At 66.1% G+C, this 18780-nt stretch carries 17 protein-coding genes and 1 tRNA gene; 8 read left to right on the forward strand and 10 right to left on the reverse strand.

Annotation, left to right across the window (positions count from 1 at the left end; genetic code table 11):
- Positions 1 to 2: 2 nt before the first annotated feature.
- The 8 genes from ABE093_RS01010 to pcnB all read right to left on the reverse strand — a co-directional run bounded on the left by ABE093_RS01010 (position 3) and on the right by pcnB (position 8044).
- Positions 3 to 965 (reverse strand): PIG-L deacetylase family protein, encoded by a 963-nt coding sequence (locus ABE093_RS01010; RefSeq protein ID WP_430759004.1) that lies wholly within the window; start codon positions 963 to 965, stop codon positions 3 to 5.
- A gap of 4 nt (positions 966 to 969) precedes the next feature.
- A complete protein-coding gene (locus ABE093_RS01015; protein WP_430759005.1) occupies positions 970 to 2574 on the reverse strand; it encodes a hypothetical protein in 1605 nt (534 codons plus the stop codon).
- A gap of 1 nt (position 2575) precedes the next feature.
- Entirely contained in the window at positions 2576 to 4084 is a 1509-nt protein-coding gene (gene pgi, locus ABE093_RS01020) for a glucose-6-phosphate isomerase (protein ID WP_430759006.1), read from the reverse strand.
- Positions 4085 to 4088: 4 nt separating this feature from the next.
- Positions 4089 to 4469 (reverse strand): aspartate 1-decarboxylase, encoded by a 381-nt coding sequence (gene panD / locus ABE093_RS01025; protein WP_430759007.1) that lies wholly within the window; start codon positions 4467 to 4469, stop codon positions 4089 to 4091.
- A gap of 71 nt (positions 4470 to 4540) precedes the next feature.
- Positions 4541 to 5389 (reverse strand): pantoate--beta-alanine ligase, encoded by an 849-nt coding sequence (gene panC / locus ABE093_RS01030; protein WP_430759008.1) that lies wholly within the window; start codon positions 5387 to 5389, stop codon positions 4541 to 4543.
- A 3-nt stretch (positions 5390 to 5392) separates the two neighbouring features.
- Positions 5393 to 6202 carry a 3-methyl-2-oxobutanoate hydroxymethyltransferase gene (gene panB / locus ABE093_RS01035; protein WP_430760049.1) on the reverse strand — a complete coding sequence of 270 codons (810 nt, stop codon included), beginning with the start codon at positions 6200 to 6202 and terminating at the stop codon, positions 5393 to 5395.
- Between the two features lie 49 nt (positions 6203 to 6251).
- The gene (gene folK / locus ABE093_RS01040) at positions 6252 to 6770 is read right to left on the reverse strand and encodes a 2-amino-4-hydroxy-6-hydroxymethyldihydropteridine diphosphokinase (RefSeq protein ID WP_430759009.1); all 519 of its coding nucleotides are present in this window, start codon (positions 6768 to 6770) and stop codon (positions 6252 to 6254) included.
- Complete coding sequence (gene pcnB, locus ABE093_RS01045) at positions 6767 to 8044, reverse strand: polynucleotide adenylyltransferase PcnB (protein WP_430759010.1); 1278 nt, start codon at positions 8042 to 8044, stop codon at positions 6767 to 6769. The genes folK and pcnB overlap by 4 nt, the downstream gene beginning before the upstream one ends.
- A 123-nt stretch (positions 8045 to 8167) precedes the next feature.
- Here pcnB and ABE093_RS01050 point away from each other — a divergent pair.
- Together ABE093_RS01050 and fdxA are read left to right on the forward strand one after the other, a co-directional pair.
- Positions 8168 to 8243, forward strand: a tRNA-Glu gene (locus ABE093_RS01050).
- A gap of 73 nt (positions 8244 to 8316) precedes the next feature.
- The gene (gene fdxA, locus ABE093_RS01055) at positions 8317 to 8640 is read left to right on the forward strand and encodes a ferredoxin FdxA (RefSeq protein WP_430759011.1); all 324 of its coding nucleotides are present in this window, start codon (positions 8317 to 8319) and stop codon (positions 8638 to 8640) included.
- A gap of 69 nt (positions 8641 to 8709) precedes the next feature.
- Here the strand turns inward: fdxA and ABE093_RS01060 are convergent, their stop codons facing one another.
- Entirely contained in the window at positions 8710 to 9237 is a 528-nt protein-coding gene (locus tag ABE093_RS01060; protein ID WP_430759012.1) for a hypothetical protein, read from the reverse strand.
- 49 nt (positions 9238 to 9286) lie between these two features.
- Positions 9287 to 10171, reverse strand: a complete 885-nt coding sequence (gene dapA, locus ABE093_RS01065) for a 4-hydroxy-tetrahydrodipicolinate synthase (protein ID WP_430760050.1) — start codon at positions 10169 to 10171, stop codon at positions 9287 to 9289.
- Between the two features lie 127 nt (positions 10172 to 10298).
- Here dapA and ABE093_RS01070 point away from each other — a divergent pair, with 127 nt between their 5' ends.
- Genes ABE093_RS01070 through ABE093_RS01095 form a run of 6 tightly spaced genes read left to right on the forward strand, consistent with a single transcriptional unit; the run spans position 10299 to position 18767 of the window.
- On the forward strand, positions 10299 to 10859 hold the full coding sequence (locus ABE093_RS01070) for a glycine cleavage system protein R (protein WP_430759013.1): 561 nt from the start codon (positions 10299 to 10301) through the stop codon (positions 10857 to 10859).
- Between the two features lie 20 nt (positions 10860 to 10879).
- Complete coding sequence (locus ABE093_RS01075) at positions 10880 to 11362, forward strand: peroxiredoxin (RefSeq protein WP_430759014.1); 483 nt, start codon at positions 10880 to 10882, stop codon at positions 11360 to 11362.
- 37 nt (positions 11363 to 11399) lie between these two features.
- Complete coding sequence (locus ABE093_RS01080) at positions 11400 to 12800, forward strand: PhoH family protein (protein WP_430759015.1); 1401 nt, start codon at positions 11400 to 11402, stop codon at positions 12798 to 12800.
- A gap of 5 nt (positions 12801 to 12805) precedes the next feature.
- Positions 12806 to 13504, forward strand: coding sequence for a YoaK family protein (locus ABE093_RS01085; protein ID WP_430759016.1), 699 nt, complete (start codon positions 12806 to 12808; stop codon positions 13502 to 13504).
- 30 nt (positions 13505 to 13534) lie between these two features.
- Positions 13535 to 17143 (forward strand): hypothetical protein, encoded by a 3609-nt coding sequence (locus tag ABE093_RS01090; RefSeq protein WP_430759017.1) that lies wholly within the window; start codon positions 13535 to 13537, stop codon positions 17141 to 17143.
- A gap of 16 nt (positions 17144 to 17159) precedes the next feature.
- A complete protein-coding gene (locus ABE093_RS01095) occupies positions 17160 to 18767 on the forward strand; it encodes a hypothetical protein (protein ID WP_430759018.1) in 1608 nt (535 codons plus the stop codon).
- Positions 18768 to 18780: the final 13 nt, after the last annotated feature.

The raw sequence follows: 18780 nt of genomic DNA on the forward strand, positions 1-18780 counted from the left end.
GCCTATTCCGCTGCCGTCCACAACGTGATGTCGTAGACGAAGGCATCGACGCCGTGCTCGACCTTGGCGAAGACCTGGCGCGCACCGGCAACGAGCGGTTGCATCTCGATTTCGAGCACGCCAGCCCTGCGTACCGCCTTGAGCCGCGGGTCGGACAACGGCAGGCGCTGGTCGAGCAGCGATCCGGAATCGTCGAGCGCGAGGATCCGCAAATGACGCGCGCCGGCCTTGGCCATCCAGTCGGGCAGCTCGATCCGCCAGCGCCAGCGATCGCCAGTTACGACTGTCTGCGGAACCCCCGTACCGATATCGAATGCCTCGTTCGCCCGCGCGAATTTCAGCAGTCGCTGTTGCCCGAAGTGCAGCTGGCTGCGATAGCAACGCAAGGCGTCGCGCTTGCGTTCCAGCGCCTGCGCATCCAGCACCAGCGACCATTCCTGGGCGGCAGTGGATGGCGGGACATGGATATGGAACGCGCCGGCCTGCACGCCGGGAAAGCGCCGCAACGCAAGCGTCGCCAGCAACGCCAGCGCCGAATGATCGGGATGGTAATCGCCGAAGGCCGGCACCATCACCAGCGTCGGGGCGAAATCGGCCATCACGTCAGTCAATGTGTCGATCGCCTCCGCGGAGCGTGTCGGCGCCAGCAAGGTCGTCAAGCCACCATCCGGCCAGCCGACGTGGATGCCATCCAGTCCGTCGCACTGCAATGCATCCAGCGCAGCCTCGGCTTCGGCCCGGCGCAATGCGCCCCAGCGCTTGCGCGCCTGCGCATCGAGCCGCCAACGGCGTTCGCTCAGGCGCTGCGGCCACGGATTGTTGTCGCCATCGGTCGCGAACAGCACGCGTGCGCGGCCACCAGCCCGTGTCACCGCTTGCAGCAATCCCCCGCAGGCGATGATCTCGTCATCGGGATGCGGTGCGACCACCAGCAGGCGGGTATCGGAATCGAAAGCGGGCATCATCGCGTCATTGTGCATGCGCGGCTTTCAGCTGCCTTGCCGCGGGGCACCACAGCAGGCGATAGCGCCCGGCCTGCGGAAGATCGATCACCGCATCGGCGGAATCGAACTGCAGTTCCGGTCCGAGTTGGGCGATGCGTTCGCCATCGAGCCGCAACCAGCGATAGCAGCCCGGGATCATCGCCGCGACACGCAACGGCCCCGCGGCTTGCTCGCCCAACTCGCGCCCCGCCACCCATTCGCCGTTGGCATAGGGGATGAAGTCCGCGCGCAGGGCCTGCAGGTCCGCATCCGGCATGCGCTCCGGGTGCATCACATGCGCCTGGCTGGAACGGATGTCAGGGACAATCGTGTCCGCCAACAAACCACGACGCAGTCGTTCCTGAGTGACCATCTCCAGAACCGGATGGAAGGCGCGGCGGCGATAGATGCCCTCGCCCTTGGCGTCCATCACGATGTCGGCCGGCGTCGTGATCGCCAATACGGTCGCCAATTGCTGGCGATATTCCTGCAGGCGATCGCGCCACGGCGCGCGCGAAGCCAGCAGGACCGCTGCCAGCAGCGCGTAACCGACCCATGCCGCTGTCGGCTGGATCCGCAGCCGTCCGAGCCCGCGCAACAGCACTCCACCCAGCCACGGCACGAACAGCGGCAGCACCGGCAGATAGTCCTGCGATGTCAGCAGCGGCCAAACGGCATAGAGGAAGATCGCAAACAGACCGCAGGACCCGGCAACGAACCAGCGTTGCGCGGTCAATGCCGGAGTGGCGGAACGGCGGATCGATCGCCAGGCCAACACTCCGGCAACCAGCGCGACGATGCCCGCTTCGACGCAGCGCAACGCCAATTGCCGCGTATCCGCATCGCGACCGAATCCCGGCAGCAGGTTGTGCCCGAGCACCGCTTCGTGCATCGCGGCCAATCCGCCACGCGCCGCAACGATGGCGATGACGATCGCGACCACGGCAGTCGCAGCAACAGCACCAAACGTCAACCCTCCGGCCAGCGATCGCCAATTCGGCCGCGCCTGTTTCGGTAAACAGACCAACACGAAGATCGCCGTCACCAGCGCGCACGCCAGCAGCGGCATCGTTTTCAGCGAAGTCGCCATCGCCACGCCGACCGCAAGTCCGGTCAGCAATGATCGCCACACCGGTCGACGCACCAGCACGAAGGCGGCCATCGCCGCGATCCACGCCAATGCCCACAGCGTGTCGGCACGGAACTGCCCGGCCATGCGCTGATAGGTCGGTTCCAGCGCCAGCAGCGCCAATCCGAAACTCGCTGCCGCGCTCCCCCACAGTGCACGACCGCAACGCCACGCCAGCACGAAGGCGGCGACCGCCAACGGCACCATCGCCAGGCGCATCCAGTCGAGGATGTCGGCGCGCTCGCCGAGCAGCGACAACAACGGCGCGCACGACATGTGGAACAACGGCATGTGGTTGTCGAAGGCGTCGCGATAGGGAACGCCGTGTTGCGTCCACGCCCACACCACGTGCAGGTGTTGCGGTTCGTCGGAATCGAGGGCGGCGCCACGCACCAGCAACAGCCGCAGGATCGCGTACAGCACCATGAGCATGGCGCCGCCGTGGATTGCGATCCGCTTCATTTCAGCGCGTGCGCTGCCCGAGCTCGGCGATCAGGGCATCGGTCACCGCGTCGCCGGTGGCTGCCCCGCCCTTCAGCGCCGGCAGGGTGCGATCGGCCAGGCGCTTGCCCAGCTCGACGCCGAACTGGTCGAAGGCGTTGATGCCCCACAGCACCGACTGCGCGTGCACGCTGTGTTCGTAGAAGGCGATCAGCGCCCCCAGCGACTCCGGCGTCAGCGCGTCCAGCAGCAGCAAGGTGCTGGGACGGCCGCCGCGATAGTTGCGATGCGGATCCTCCGACGACTCGCCCATCGCCAAGGCCTGCGCCTGCGCCAACAGGTTGGCCAGCAACAGTGCGTGGTTCTCGGCGTGCGCATGATCGGCATTGACCACGCCGATCAGGTCCATCGGCACGATCCCGGTGCCCTGGTGCAGCATCTGGAAATAGCTGTGCTGGGCGTCGGTGCCGGCACTGCCCCACCACACCGGCGAGGTCTGCACGTCGACGGCAGCACCATCGACCGTCACCGACTTGCCGAGGCTTTCCATCACCAGTTGCTGCAGGTAGGCCGGCAGCAATTTCAGGCGATCGTCATAGGGCACCACGGCGAGACTGCCGCGTCCGCGCGCGTCGCGATTCCACACCGCGGTCAGCGCATGCCACAACGACGGGTTGTCGCGCGCCGGTGCTTCGAGGCAATGGCGGTCGTAATCGCCGGCGCCACGCAGCAGAGCATCGAAACGTTCCGGGCCGATCGCGATCGCGATCGGGAAACCGACCGCCGACCACAGCGAATAACGCCCGCCGACCCAGTCCCACATAGGCAGCACGCGTTCCGCCGCGACCCCGATCGCCTCGGCCTTGTCCGGCTTCGACGTCACCGCATAGGTGCGCGCGCCTTCATCGCCCAGCCATGCCCGCGCGACCTTCGCGTTGGCCAGCGTTTCCTGGGTGCCGAACGACTTGGAAATGATGATGAGCGCGGTGGTTGCAGGATCCAGCCCCTCGATCGCACGCGCCAGCGCGTGGCCGTCGACGTTGGAGACGAAATGCACGCGCGGCGCACCGTCGTCCGAACCCAGTGCATCGACCACGAAACGCGGGCCGAGATCGGAACCGCCGATGCCGAGGCTGATCACGTCACGCACGCCGGACGCCCGCAATTCGCGCACCAGCCCGAGCATGCGTTCGCGCGTCGCCTTCGCGACCTCGTAGGCCTCGTGCGCGGTCTTCGCCGGCGACAGATCACCACGCAACGCCGTGTGCAGCGCCGGGCGGTGTTCGGTCACGTTGACCTCTTCGCCATCGACCATGCGCTTGAACGCGGCGCGCACGCCGCGCGTTTCGGCGAGATCGAACAAGGCGTCGACCGCGGCCTTGTCGTAGTCCTGGCGCGCGAAGTTCGCGTACAGCGGACCCGCCCTCAGCGAGAACGATCCCGCACGCGTGGCGTCGGCGCGCAACAGATCCTGCAGTGTGGTTCCTTCCAGGCGCTTGACCTGGGCCTCCAACGCATCCTGCAGGCCCATGGCGTCAGGCCGCCTGTGCCGGGATGCCGTGGTTGGTATGCGTCAACCGGTTGTCGCGGTCGACATACACCAGCGTCGGCTTATGCTTCGCGGCTTCCGCCTCATCGCACATGCCGTAGGCGCAGATGATCACCAGGTCGCCCGGTTCCGCCTTGTGCGCGGCGGCGCCGTTCACCGAGATGATGCCGCTGCCGGCTTCGGCGCGGATGGCATAGGTGGCGAAGCGCTCGCCGTTGCTGACGTTGTAGATCTCGATCCGCTCGTTGTCGCGGATCCCGGAGATCTCCAGCAGGCGGCTGTCGATGGCGCAGGAGCCTTCGTAATGCAGCTCGGCGTGGGTCACGCTGGCGCGGTGGATCTTGGCCTTGAGCAGGGTGATGTGCATGGCGGTGGCAGTGGTCTGGAGCGGACAGCCTTCGATTGTAGACCCCTCTGTCGCACTGCAACAACCGAGGTTCAGGGCAGGTCGAATTCCAGGTTATCGATCAGTCGGGTCGTGCCCAGCCGCGCCGCCAGCAGGGCCACCCGCGGGCCGGGCTGGCCGTCCACCGGGGCCTCCAGCGCGGGCGTGCGGATCACCGCGTAATCGGGCTGGAACCCGGCGGCCTCGAGCGCGGCGGTGGCGGCGGTCTCGACCTCCACCCGCGCCGCGCCGGCCAGCAGGCGATCGCGCATGGACTGCAGCGTGCGGTACAGCATCGGCGCGCGGGCGCGCTCGTCCTCGTTGAGGTATTGGTTGCGCGAACTCAGGGCGAGGCCGTCGTCGGCGCGCTTGATCTCGGCGCCGATGATCTCGATCGGGAACGCGAGGTCGCGCACGAAATAGCGGATCACCGCCAGCTGCTGGTAATCCTTGCGACCGAAGATCGCGACATCCGGCTGCACCTGATGGAACAGGCGCGTGACCACCGTGGTGACGCCATCAAAATGGCCGGGGCGCGCCGCGCCGTCGAGCACGTCGGTAATGCCGGGCACATGCATGCCCACCGCGCGGTCGGCGCCGAAGGGATACATCGTCTCCACGCCCGGCAGCCACAACACGTCGCAACCGGTGTTCGCCAGGCCTTCGGCGTCCTGCTCCGGGGTGCGCGGATAGCGCGAGAAATCCTCGTTCGGGCCGAACTGGGTGGGATTGACGAACACGCTGGCGACGACACGATCGGCGAGCTGGCGCGCACGCGCGATCAACGAGTAATGGCCGGCGTGGAGATTGCCCATGGTCGGCACGAAGGCGATCGATTGCCCGGCACGGCGCCATTGGCCGAGCGCGCCACGCAGGCCGGTGAGATCAGTCAGGATCTGCATGAATTACTTCGAGTAGGAATGTTCGTCGTCGGGGAAGCTGCCGTCGCGCACCGCCGCGCAATACGCCTGTACGGCACCCGCCACCGATCCGCCTTGGCCAAGGAAATCGCGGACGAAACGCGGACGGCGATGACCGCTGTCGAGGCCGAGCATGTCGTGCAACACCAGCACCTGGCCATCGCAGTCCGGCCCGGCACCGATGCCGATGGTCGGGATGTCGAGCATGGCCGTGATCTCCTTCGCCAACGGCGACGGCACCGCTTCCAGTACCAGCAGGGCCGCGCCGGCGGCCTGCACCGCGAGCGCGTCTTCCTTCAGTTTCGCGGCGGCAGCGTCATCGCGCCCCTGCACCTTGAAGCCGCCGAAACGCAGCACCGATTGCGGCGTCAGCCCGAGGTGCGCGCATACCGGAATCTCGCGCTCGACGAGGTAACGAATCACGTCGAGCTTGTGACCTGCGCCTTCCAGCTTGACCATGCCGGCGCCGGCCTGCAGGAAATGGGTCGCGGCGTCGAGCGCGCGATCTTCGCTGGCGTCGGCCTGGAACGGAAAATCGGCGATCACCAGCGCGCGCTGCACGGCGCGGCTGACGCAGCCGGTGTGATAGGCAATGTCGTCGACGGTGACGCCCAGCGTGTTCCCCTGCCCCTGCACCACCATGCCCAGCGAATCGCCGACGAGAATGAGATCGACACCATTGGTGTCGATCACGCGCGCGAATCCGGCGTCATAGGCCGTCAGCATCGTCAGCCGCTTGCCGGCTTCTTTCGCAATTCGCAGGTCCGGCACCATGACCGGCCTGGCTTCGCCCATGCGCGAGGGTTTCATCGGAAGTTCCTGAAGAGGGGCGTTCGCAGGGCGCCTAGCCTACCCGACCGGCGATGATCGCGGCGATATCGGCCGGATCGAGCGCGTCCAATGCCTGCCGGGCCGGACCGATGCCGGGGATCGCCGCATCCGGCCACGCATCCAGCAGCGGCACCAGCGCGAACGCACGTTCGTGCAGGCGCGGGTGCGGCAGCTGCAAGCCATCGGCCGCGATCACGGCATCGCCGTGCAGCAGCAGGTCGAGATCGAGCCGACGTGGCCCCCAACGCGTTTCGCGGCTGCGATCGCGGCCGGCTTCGCGCTCGATCTTCAACAACATTTCCATCAAGGCATGCGGCGACAGCGTGGTGTCGAGCACCGCGACCGCGTTGAGAAAGCGGTCCTGCTCGATGCCGCCCCAGGGCGCGGTGGCGTACAGCGGCGACACCACGATGTTGGCGATGCCGGGCTCCGCCCCCATGCGTTCGATGGCGAAACGGAAGGCTTGCGGAACATCACCGACATTGCCGCCGAGGCCAATGGCAGCCCGCACTGGGCGGACCGCGACGGTCATGAACGTCGGCGGCGCCGGCGCGGCGAACGTGGCTGTTCCTCGCCACCCTCGACGTCATCGTAGGTTTCCGACGCCTGTGGCAGGCCGGCCTGCAATTCCGCCCAATAGGCGACATCGCCGGCATGGCTGGGCGCGGCGCGTTCGCGCAGCTTGAGGAAATCGAATGCGGCGCGGAAACGCGGATGGGCGATGAACCGCCCGGTGCGCTTGCGTTGCGCGAAGCGCGGCTGCAGCAACCAGATTTCCTGCATCGGCAGCGAGAACCGCCGCGGCAACGCCACCACCTGGGTCAGGTGCAGGGTGACGCGATCGGCGGCGCGACGCTGCGCTTCCGCCGCGTGCATGCCCTGTCCTTCCAGTTGCGCCAGCGAACGGCAATAGGCCGGCCACAACAGCACCGCGAACAGGAAGGCCGGCGACACCGGCTCGTCAGCGGCGACACGGGCATCGGTGCCGGCAAGACCGGCGATCACCATGCGTCGCAATGCGCCACTGCGATTCGATGCCAGCGCTTTCGCGGTTTCCGGGAACAGCACCGCCAGCAGGCCGTGACGTTCGAGGCCTTCGAAACTCGCGACGGCGTGGCCGGACAGGAACAACTTGAGGCATTCGTCGAACAGGCGCGCCGGTGCCGCCTGCAACAGCAGCGGCGCCAGCGATGCGATCGGCGCGGCGGTGTCTTCGGCGATGGTGAAGCCGAGCTTCGACGACAGGCGCACCGCGCGCAGCATCCGCACCGGATCCTCGCGATAGCGCGTTTCGGCGTCGCCGATCATGCGCATGCGCCGTGCGATCACGTCATCGAAACCGCCGACGTAATCGTGGATCGAGAAGTCGGCGATGTTGTAGTACAGCGCGTTGGCGGTGAAATCGCGACGGACCGCGTCTTCCTCGATGCTGCCGTAGACGTTGTCGCGCAGCACGCGGCCGTCATCGTGGACTTCGCGATCACCGCTGCCGTCGTCCGACGACGCACGGAAGGTCGCGACCTCGATGATCTCGCGGCCGAACACCACGTGCGCCAGCCGGAAGCGCCGGCCAATCAGGCGGCAATTGCGGAACAGCGCGCGCACCTGCTCGGGCGTGGCATCGGTGGCGACGTCGAAATCCTTGGGCTGGATGCCGGCGATCAGGTCGCGCACCGCGCCGCCGACCAGGAATGCGGCGTGACCGGCTTCGTGCAGCCGGTACAACACGCGCAGCGCGTTCGGGCTGATCGCCTTGCGCGATACCGAATGCTGGTCGCGCGTGATGATTCGAAGCGGCTGGCTCAAGCGATCGCCCCGTGGTGGATGCGCTGGGCGTCATGGCTGAATGGGTACATCATCCTGCTATACTAACAAGCTACCGGCACGTCCAGCCGGGATCCCCGGCACGGATCGGAGATCGACGTTTTTGCTCCCTTCGTCTAGAGGCCTAGGACGTGGCCCTCTCAAGGCTAAAACACGGGTTCGAATCCCGTAGGGAGCGCCATACAAAAACCCACGCCCCGGCGTGGGTTTTTCGTTGCCGTAAAATACCCGTCCGACTACCGCGAACCCGCTCCATGCCCTTCGTCGTCACCGATAACTGCATCAAGTGCAAATACACCGATTGCGTCGAGGTGTGCCCGGTCGACTGTTTCCACGAAGGCCCGAACTTCCTGGTGATCGATCCCGACGAGTGCATCGACTGCACCCTGTGCGAACCGGAATGCCCGGCCAACGCGATCTTCGCCGAGGACGACGTGCCCGCAGGCCAGGAAGGTTTCGTCGCGCTCAATGCCGAGCTGTCGCGCGATTGGCCGGTCATCACCACCCGCAAGAATCCGCCCCCGGATGCCGCGGACTGGGACGGCAAGCCGAACAAGCTGCCACACCTAGAACGCTGAACCTCCAGCGATCGACACAATGAAAACGGGCGCCGATGGCGCCCGTTTCGTCTTGCGCGGATCGCCCGATTACTTGGCGAGCGCGGCCTTGAGGTCGGCGATGACCTTGGTCGCTTCGGCGCCGGCATCGAGGCTGCCGCGCGGATCGATCGCCGAGACGTGCACGCCATTGGCAACAGTCGCGGTGCGGATCAGGAAATCGTGGCCGGAATACGAGACATCGTAGGTGCCGAGCAGCTGCGACTTGTTCTTGACGGTCGCGCCCTGCACGCCCGCCAGCGCGGTGCCGAGCTTGTTGAAGACGTCGTCGCGGGTGCCCGGCACGATGAAGGCGCTGGCGCTTTCACGCGGGGCGGCCGGCGTGACCGAACCGCGCGGCTGGACCTGCGAGGCGGAGACGCTGCCGCCGCCGCTGGGGAGGTTCATCGCGGCATCGGCCGTGGGACGATCGAGATCCGGCGGCACTTCCAGCGGACGCGCTTCGGCGGCGAGCTTGTAGGCCTCGGTCTTGTGCTTGCCGCGGACCCAGCTGCAACCGGACGTGGAAAGGACGGCGACGGCGAGCGCGGCGAGAGCGAGACGAGTGCGAACTTGCATGGGACAGCGTTCTCCGGGAATCGGTACGAATGGGTATTTCTTGGGTGATTCAGGCCGCTTCGAGATCGCCGACCGCGGCAGCCATCGCCGCCAATCCGGCGCGTGGTCCCGAGGACAGCGGAAGCAGAGGCAACCGCAGGCCGTGACCATACCCGAACTCGGCCAGCAATGCCTTGACCGGGATGGGGTTGGGTTCAGCGGCGAGAAAGGCGTAGAGCCCGCGCATCCGCCCGTCCTGGGCCTGCGCGTCGGCGGCATTCCCGCCGTGGGCGAGGTCGAACAGGCGGCGGAACGCACGCGGCGCGGCGTTCGATCCGACCGAAACCAGGCCGCCGGCACCGGCGAGGATGGCGCGGCAGGCGGTCGGGTCGTCCCCGCTCAGCACCGCGAACTGCGGCGAGCACAGGGCCAGCAAGGCCTGCATGCGCGCCTCGGCGTCGACCGCTTCCTTGATGCCGATGATGTTGGGGTGCGCAGCCAGCTCGGCCACCGTCTCGGGCTGCATGTCGCAGCCGGTGCGGCCCGGCACGTTGTAGAGCACGACCGGCAGGCCGCCCTGCTCGGCCACGGCGCGGAAATGCGCGACCAGGCCAGCCTGGGTCGGGCGCACGTATGGTGGCGTGACGACCAGGGCGGCATCGGCGCCCGACTGCATCGCGCGGCGGGTCAGCGCGATGGTCTTGGCGGTGTTCGAGGTGCCGGTTCCGGCCAGCATCGGGACGCGCCCGGCGACCTGGCGGACCGCCGCCTGCAGCAGCGCGTCGTATTCGGAATCGTCCAGCGCATTGGCCTCGCCGGTCGAACCGGCCACGACCAGGCCGTGGACGCCACCTTCGAGTTGTTGCGCGATGAGCCTGGACCAGGCGTCGAAGTCGACGGCGCCCGCCTCGGTGAAGGGGGTCGCCAGTGCCGTGATGATGCCGGAGAGTTGCAAGAGAACCGCCCGCAAGGGGTCGAAAGACAGCCTGCATGTTACTTGCGGCGTGAAATAGGCGGCAAGTATCCTGTCGGTGTCGGCGCTCTGCCGGCGCCTGGGCGGACCGCCGCCGGACACGAACATCTTGAGCGATACCGCCGCACGCCCCACGGGCAACGAGAACCACCTGCTCATCAACGCCTACGCGACGCACCCCGACTCGCCGCTGCTGCCGGTATCCCGGCGCATCAGCGATTCCGGCTGCAACTTGGTGGACGCGCGCCTGAGCACGGTCGGCCGCGATGTCTCGGTGAGCATGCTGGCGGTGGGCTCGTGGGATGCCATCGCCAAGCTGGAAGCGATGCTTTCCCGCCTCGAGCGCGAAGAAGGCTACAAGCTCAACTGGTACCGCACCGGCCCGAAGCCGCTGCAGTCCAACCTCATTCCCTACATCGTCGAAGTGGTCGCTGCCGACAAGCCGGGCATCCTGTTCCAGCTCGCCGATTTCTTCGATCGCCAGGGCATCACCGTCGAGAACCTGCATTGCTCGCGTTATCGCGCCATGCAGACCGGCGCCGAGATGTTCACCGCCCAGCTCACCATCGGCGTGCCGGCCGACATGCACATCGCCGGGCTGCGCGACGATTTCCTCGAATTCTCCGATCGCCTGAACCTCGACGCGATCATGGACCCGATGAAGTTCTGAACCGGATAGACGCACAGATAATGACCATCACCGCTGGCAAGGCCGTCCCGAAGTCCGTCCTCAAACTGCCGTTGGCACTGGGCGATGGATCGACCGCCACGCTTGCCGATTTCGCCGGCCGCTGGATCGTCCTCTATTTCTACCCGAAGGATTCCACGCCGGGTTGCACCACAGAAGGCCTGGATTTCCAGGCGCTGCTGCCGAAATTCCGCAAGCTCGGTGCCGACATCATCGGCGTCTCGCGCGACTCGGTGAAATCGCACGCCAACTTCTGCGCCAAGCAGGGCTTCACCTTCCCGCTGGTCAGCGATGGCGACGAAGCGCTGTGCCGCGCCTTCGACGTGATCCAGATGAAGAAACTCTATGGCCGCGAATTCGAAGGGATCGTGCGCAGCACCTTCCTGGTCGATCCGCAGGGAAAGGTCGCGCAGGTCTGGCAGCCGGTGAAGGTTCCCGGGCATGCGCAGGCCGTGCTCGACGCGCTCAAGGAGCGCGCTTCCTGATCACATCACTCCTCCACTGCAAAGGGAATCCATCCGCATGACCAAGGGCAAGCGCATTTACGTGCTGGATACCAACGTGCTGATGCACGATCCCACCGCCCTGTTCAAGTTCGAGGAACACGACGTGTTCCTGCCGATGCAGGTGATCGAGGAGCTCGACAACAGCAAGAAAGGCACGTCGGAAGCGAGCCGCAATGCGCGCCAGGTCAGCCGGTTCATGAACGAGCTGATCGAAGAACAGGGCACCGACAAGATCGCGACCGGATTGAAGCTGCGCCCGCCCGGCGGACTGCAGCTGCGCAGCGAAGCCGGCAGCGGCGTGCTGCGTTTCCAGACCAGCGATTTCGGCGGCGGCAAGGTGATGGGCACGGCGATGCCCGACAACCACATCCTGGCGGCGATCCTGTCGTTGCAGGCGCACGAGCCGGAAACCCCGGTGGTGTTCGTGTCCAAGGACATCAACCTGCGGATCAAGGCGGCGATCGCCGGCATCGTCAGCGAGGATTACGAAAACGATCGCGCGCTCGACGACTTCAGCCTGCTCTACACCGGTTCGCAGGCACTGCCCGAGGACTTCTGGTCGCGCAACGGCAAGGACCTGAAGTCGTGGACCGACAAGGGCCGCACCTTCTATGAAGTGGCGATGGCCGAGGGCGACGACTGGCACGCCAACCAGTTCCTCTACCTGCCCGGCGACGAGCAGTCCGAATTCCGCGTGGCGAAGATCGCCGACGGCAAGGCGGTGCTGCAGATCGTCGACGATTTCCGTTCGCACCAGCACGCGGTCTGGGGCATCAGCGCGCGCAATCGCGAGCAGAATTTCGCGCTCAACGCATTGATGGATCCCGAGATCGACTTCGTCACCCTGCTCGGCACCGCCGGCACCGGCAAGACGCTGCTGACCCTGGCCGCCGGCCTCGCGCAGACGATGGATGCGCAGCGTTACCGCGAAATCATCATGACCCGCGCGACGGTGAGCGTCGGCGAGGACATCGGCTTCCTGCCCGGCACCGAGGAAGAAAAGATGACGCCGTGGATGGGCGCGCTGACCGACAACCTCGAAGTGCTGATGCCGAACAACAAGGAAGGCGGATCGTGGGGCCGCGCGGCCACCAACGACCTGCTCGCCTCGCGCATCAAGATCCGTTCGATGAACTTCATGCGCGGCCGCACCTTCCTCAGTCGCTACCTGATCCTCGACGAAGCGCAGAACCTGACGCCGAAGCAGATGAAGACGCTGATCACGCGCGCAGGCCCGGGCACCAAGATCGTCTGCCTCGGCAACGTCGAGCAGATCGACACGCCCTACCTCACCGAAACGACCTCGGGCCTGACCTACGTCGTCGATCGCTTCAAGAACTGGGAACACAGCGCGCACGTGACGCTGCGTCGCGGCGAGCGTTCGCGACTGGCCGATCAGGCGTCGGAAGTGCTGTAGCGCGGATGGGCGTGCAGTTGCCGCGGTGGGTGTGGATCGGCGCGGGATCGCTGGCCTGCATCGCCGGCATGATCAACGTCATCGGCTTCCTCGGCTTCCAGCACCAGGCGATCACCCACCTCACCGGCAACACCAGCCTGCTCGGCGCGGCGATCGCGCATGGCGACGTCGCGGCGATGCTGCGGCTGGGCGGGATGGCGCTGGCCTTCCTCGCAGGCGCGATGTTGAGCGGCATGATCGTGCAGGACAGCACCCTGCGGCTCGGTCGTCGCTACGGCGTGGTGCTGATGATCGAATCGGTCCTGCTGTTCCTCGCCGTGCCGTTGTTCGCCGCGCAATCCATCGGCGGACCGCTGCTCGCCGCGGCCGCCTGCGGTCTGCAGAACGCGATGGCGACGACCTTCAGCGGCGCGGTGATCCGCACCACGCACCTGAGCGGAATGTTCACCGACCTCGGGATCGGCATCGGCCATGCGTTGCGCGGGATGCCGTTGCAACGCCGTCGCCTGTTGCTGAGCGTGCTGATCATTTCCAGCTTCCTTGCCGGCGGCATCATCGGCGGCTGGCTGTTTGTGCGGATCGGTTATGACGCGCTGCTGTTTCCGGCGGCGATGACCGGCCTCGTCGGCATCGGCTATGTGGCCTACCGGCAATTCGCCATGCTGCACGACCGCCCTCCCGGTTCCGGAGCCGAAGGACTATAGTCGCCGGGTTGCATCCAACGGGGCACGGCAATGGCGTATCGCGTCCAGGGCAGAGTGGTCGTAGCGGAAAGCGGCAGCGGCATCGCCGATTTGGTGGTCTGCATATTCGATCCCGGTTCGTCCCTGTCGACGCTGCCGACCCATGCCAACACGACGGCCTTCGCCGGCAACGAGCGCTTGGGATCGATACTGACGGATGCCGAAGGCCGGTTCAGCCTGGACTTCGACGAGGCGCGCTTCGCCCCGGCCGGAGGCAAGGCATCGCGTCCCGACCTGATGCTGTGCATTCTCGGTCCCGATCGCCCCGCTTCCGCCAAGCAGGCGAATGGACTGGATTACGAACATCGCCTGCTGTTCCGGACCAGCACTGCGATTGCCAACGCCGCGGACATCGAAAGTTTCGTCATCCAGATTGACCAGGCGCAATTGGAGCGCGCCGGGATACGCCTTCCGCAAACATCCGCCGCGGGATTGGGCGCCGATACCCTGCGTCTCCGCCTGGAACAGCAAACCAGTCAACGCAAGGCCATCGCCCAGGTTCAGCGCAAATATGTCGGCCTGGCGCTGCCCGTGCTCGCACAGGAACGAACGACCGTCAACGGTTTGATGGAGCGGCTGGCAAACGATGGCGTGTTTCCGCGCCTGGGCTTCATTGGCCTGTCGCCAGCGCTCGCCGCGGTGCGCGACGCCCTGCATCTCCGTTGGCGGCGCACCCTGGAGCAACATCGCGAGACCCGCGTCGCGATGCGTTTCCGCCTGGGCGATGCCGACTTGCGCGCGCTTGGAGGCGATCCGGCGGCGATCGCCGCGGGCGCGACTTTCCCGGTCACCTTTTGCGATCTCGCGCACAGGCTTGGTTCGGACGGCACGCTACTGCGCAATCGCGACCTGTTGACTGCATTGCAGGCACGCCGCGCGGTGCGCGCCTTATCGACAACAACGCCTGTCCCCCAAACGGATACGCCCCCCGCTGGGGGAGACGCGGATGCGACGGCGACCCTGGTACGCAACGAGATCCTGCAGCGCCTGCGCGCGCAAGTGGCGCAACTGCCCGACATCGACAGTGCCCGTGGCACCACGCCCGCCGACGACTTGCTGCGGATAAAAGACATCGTCCGCAAACTGGAGATGTCCGGTGGCCCAGCCAACGTCGTGGCAACGCGCGACCTCAATGTGCTGCAAATCGCATTCGAATCGGTCTGGACCAGTTTCTTCGACCACAATTTCGAGCGCAGCGCACGCGAGCTGTATCGCAACCTCGTGCGCCTGGAAACGGATTACGGCATTTCCGGCACGGGTATCGAAGGCGTCAGCAGCGCGCAGGAATTGCGCAGCCTGCTCGACGACATCCTCGGCAGCGCCGCATACGCCGGCATCGAAAGCGTACCTTCGGAAGTGGCCGGCACCCTGCCCTGGCTGACCGCTTCGCAATGGAATGGCCTCGACGAAACCGGAAAATCCATGCTGATGCAATTGGCCGAGCGCATCCAGGCGCGCGCACCGCAGATCAGCGTGCGTCGCGCGGATGGCCAGTCGTGGACGACGGTGACGACCGGCGGCCAGGCGGCCCCCTCTTCTCCCGAAGCCGATCGCAGCGATGCCGAAGCGATCCTGGCCGCGCACAGCCGCAGCCCGATCGCGACTGCCGAAGCGCTGGTGTCGGACCTGGAAGCTTCGTTGGCCGAAACCTACCACTTCTCGGTGTTCGCGCCAGGCACGGTCAATTACGGCGCGCTGCTGACTTACCGCCAGCAATGGTCTCCGGTCAGCTACCAGGTCGGTCGATTGGTCGAGACCATGCCATTGGCGCCGGGCGAGAGTCGCGAGTTCACGATCAAGCGCAGCAGCAAGCGGACCGAGCACGAACGCCGTACCAGCAAGCAATCCCAGGAGTCGTCGCGCGAGACCCAGTCCACCACCCGCACCGAACAGGAGGCACTGAACGCCAGCACGATGGCGATCAACAACCGGCTTTCCTCCGAAGCCGAACTCAACATCGGCATCGGGACCATTGGCGCCAGCTCCGAGTTCAGCCAGAACTTCACCCAGGAAAGCCGGCGGATGCAGAAGACGTTCGCCGAAATCGCGCGCAAGGCCGCCGAACAGGTCAAGAGCGAATCGGAAGTCACCATCGAAAGCGAAACCGAGACCTATACCGAAAGCAACGCCAAGCACACCCTGTCCAATCCGAACAACGAGATCACCGTCACCTACCTGCTTTACGAACTGGAACGCCGCTATCAGGTCGCCAGTCGCCTGCACCGCGTGCAGCCCGTGATCCTCGTGGCAATGGACATGCCGATGCCGCACGACATCGACGAAGGCTGGCTGCTTGAGCATGCCTGGATGCTGCGCGACAGCTTGCTTGACGCGGAACTGCGACCGGCCCTGCGCTATCTGGAAGACGGCAGGACCGGCGATGACCTCGAGCTGGAATTGCTACGCACCAATTTTCTCGCCCAGCAACGGCTTACCCAGGCCCTGGAAATGGAATACAACGGGCTCGCCGAACAGGCGCGCAACCGTCGTGCCCAGATCGTGCGCTTCCTGCAAGGTGAAGGCGAAGCGCGCGCAAGCGAGGTAAGCGATGGCGACCGCATCGCCGCGGCGATCTTCAGCGGCGGGCTCACCGAATTGTTCGGGGGCGGCCAGAGCGACACCGACGAGCGCCTGGAATCGCGGCGCAAGGCCGCCGAGAAGGCGTTGGAATACCTGGATGCCGAAATCGAGTCGAAGGGTGCGGCGCTTGCGCGCGCGCAATCGGCGCTGGACGAAGCCAGCAAGCGCTTCGCCGCCGCGATCAAGCAGAAGGCGCAGCGGGACACTGCCATCTTGCAGCTGCGCCTGCACGTGAAGAACAACATCTTCCACTACATGCAGCAGCAATGGATGCGCGAGCATCCGGACGCGCGTTACTTCAGCCTGTACGACCGCGAAGTTCCGTTCTTTCCGCCAAATCCCGACGATTACCGCCTGCGCGCGGCGCGGCCGGAAGAACTCGACGAGGAAGTGCCCGGACTCATGCGCGAAGGCGCGGCCTACGTGCTCGAATTCGTGCCGCCGGCACCGCCGGCCAGCCTCGACGCCCTGCCCCAGCGCAAGCTCGGCGACATCGCCGACCTCGACCGGCTGCTGGGATTCCGTGGCAATTTCGCGATCTTCCCGTTGCGCGCGTGCTGCCAGCTGACCGACGTGATGCTTCATCCGTTCGCGGACGAGTATTTCGGCGTGCGCGATCCTGCTTTCGAACTGCCCTATACCGGTGCCGAGCTGCTCGCCTACGCGCAGGCGGCCTGGAACGATCCGGACGCCGCGCTCGACGAGGCCGGCCGCACGCGACTGGCGAGCATGGTGGTGGACGCCATGTTGCGCTGGCCCGATGCCGAGCAGGAAATCGTGCTGCCGACCGGGCAATTGTTCATGGAAGCCTTGAAGGGCGATGGCAGCCTGCTTGAGCCGTTCAAACTCGCCCACCGCGGCCTGGATGTGCTCAAGGTCGAGGAGGAAGTGCGCGCCAAGCGTATCGATGCGTTGCGGCGCGCCGCCAGGATCGCCGGCGACGTGCTCGATATTGATCCGACCAGCGTCGACAAGTTCGTGCTGGTCCAAGGCCAGCCCGGCGGCGTGATCGAGACCTGAGCGAGGCAACTCCACGATGTGCGATCCGCGCACCCAAGCCGAACGCGGGACAGGTCCAGCCGCACGCGGCATTGATCCCGCCGTCGATCGCGCGGTCGAGCGTGCGATCGTGCCAACCGAGCCACCAGGGGTACGCATGCCCGGCGCCGGCAGCGGCGAAGTGCCGACGCCGTCCGCCCAGCGCCTGGCGTTCGAGGCCTCCCTGCGCCAGCGCGAACAGACCTTGAACGCCCTCAGCACCGTGCTGCGCAACGAAGCACCGGGCGCGCTTGCAAACGATGCGCGCGTGGCCCGCGCGCAAGCCGGGATCACGGTCGGCGAAACCGAATTCCGCACGATCATGGGCCGCACCAGCACCGAACTGACCTCGGAAGACCGCGCGCGCGCATTGGTTTTGCTCAACCAGGCCTATGACCTTGGCGATGGGCAATGGGACAACGCGCGCACCACGATGTGGCGCGCGGTGTACGGCAGCACGGCAGGTGGCGCCATCGTCGACCGGGAAATTGCCGCCGGCCGCTTGCGGCTCAGCAGCACCGGCCGCAGCCAGGGCCTGGCCCCGGAATTCCTGTACGAGCCGCCGGGTGGCGCAAGCCGTTGGATCACGATCGATATCGACCACATGATCCCGCGCGACCGCGTTCCTTTCTATGTATTCCAGGCGCGCAACTTCCATCTGCAACCGGCCCCGCGCAACCGGCAATGGCTCAATCGCTTCGGCGCGGCGACGCCATTCCCTATGGGGCGCTATGCCGATGCCAGCTCGGATGCGTTGGAAGAATTCGTGCAGCATTTCCGCCTGTCCCGTCGGCAACGCCTGGCGTCGGAGCGCATACGCAGGGCCGGAGCGGCTGCAGCCATCGCCACCTTGCTGACCATCATCGCCAGCGGCGCGCGCGCGTCCACCTACTCCGAATTGGCCCAATCGATGCGTTTGGCCGATCAACAGCGTGAACGCCAGCGCGCACGCGACCTGGCGGCCGACGGCATCGACCTGTGGAACCTGCGCAGTCATGTCGAACGCGGGCTTGCCGTCGAACCACTGGATATCGACGTCAACTACCTCGGGCAGTTGCTGCGTGCGACAACGCACTGGGTCCGCGTGGACTACATCGATGGCGGTGGCGATTGGGAGCGCGACTTCACCCGGCGTTTCGATGCCGCTTCAGCCGCCCACGACGAGGATGCGTTCAATCGCCTGCTCGACGAACTCGGCGGCATGTTGCTGGGAGGCGTGCGCGGACGCCTGGACGAACTGGCCGATATCGAGCAACTGCTGCTGGGCTTCCAGACCCACGAACAGCAATACCGCCAGGCCGCCGATGAAGCCGCGGCGATGGCTGCACAAAGCGGCGACGGGGTACCCAGGACGGTTGCCGATCTAGCCGAAACGGAAGCCGCTGGATTCGCCATCACCCTCGAAGACTTCATGCTGATCGTCGACCATTTGAATGCGACGGCCAATCGCTTGCGCATGTACATCCGCGCCACGAGTGAATTGCTGGGAATGGTCCGGCAGGCGCATGAAGGCGACTTGCGTCGCCGCGGGCGCGTTCAGGATGCGATCGAAGCCGCCGCCGGCGTCCATGATGCGGCGGCGCGCGCCGGGGCAGCATCGCGCTGACGGGTTTTCGTCG

The sequence above is a fragment of the Solilutibacter silvestris genome (genome assembly GCF_050574925.1).
Classification (GTDB): domain Bacteria; phylum Pseudomonadota; class Gammaproteobacteria; order Xanthomonadales; family Xanthomonadaceae; genus Solilutibacter; species Solilutibacter silvestris_A.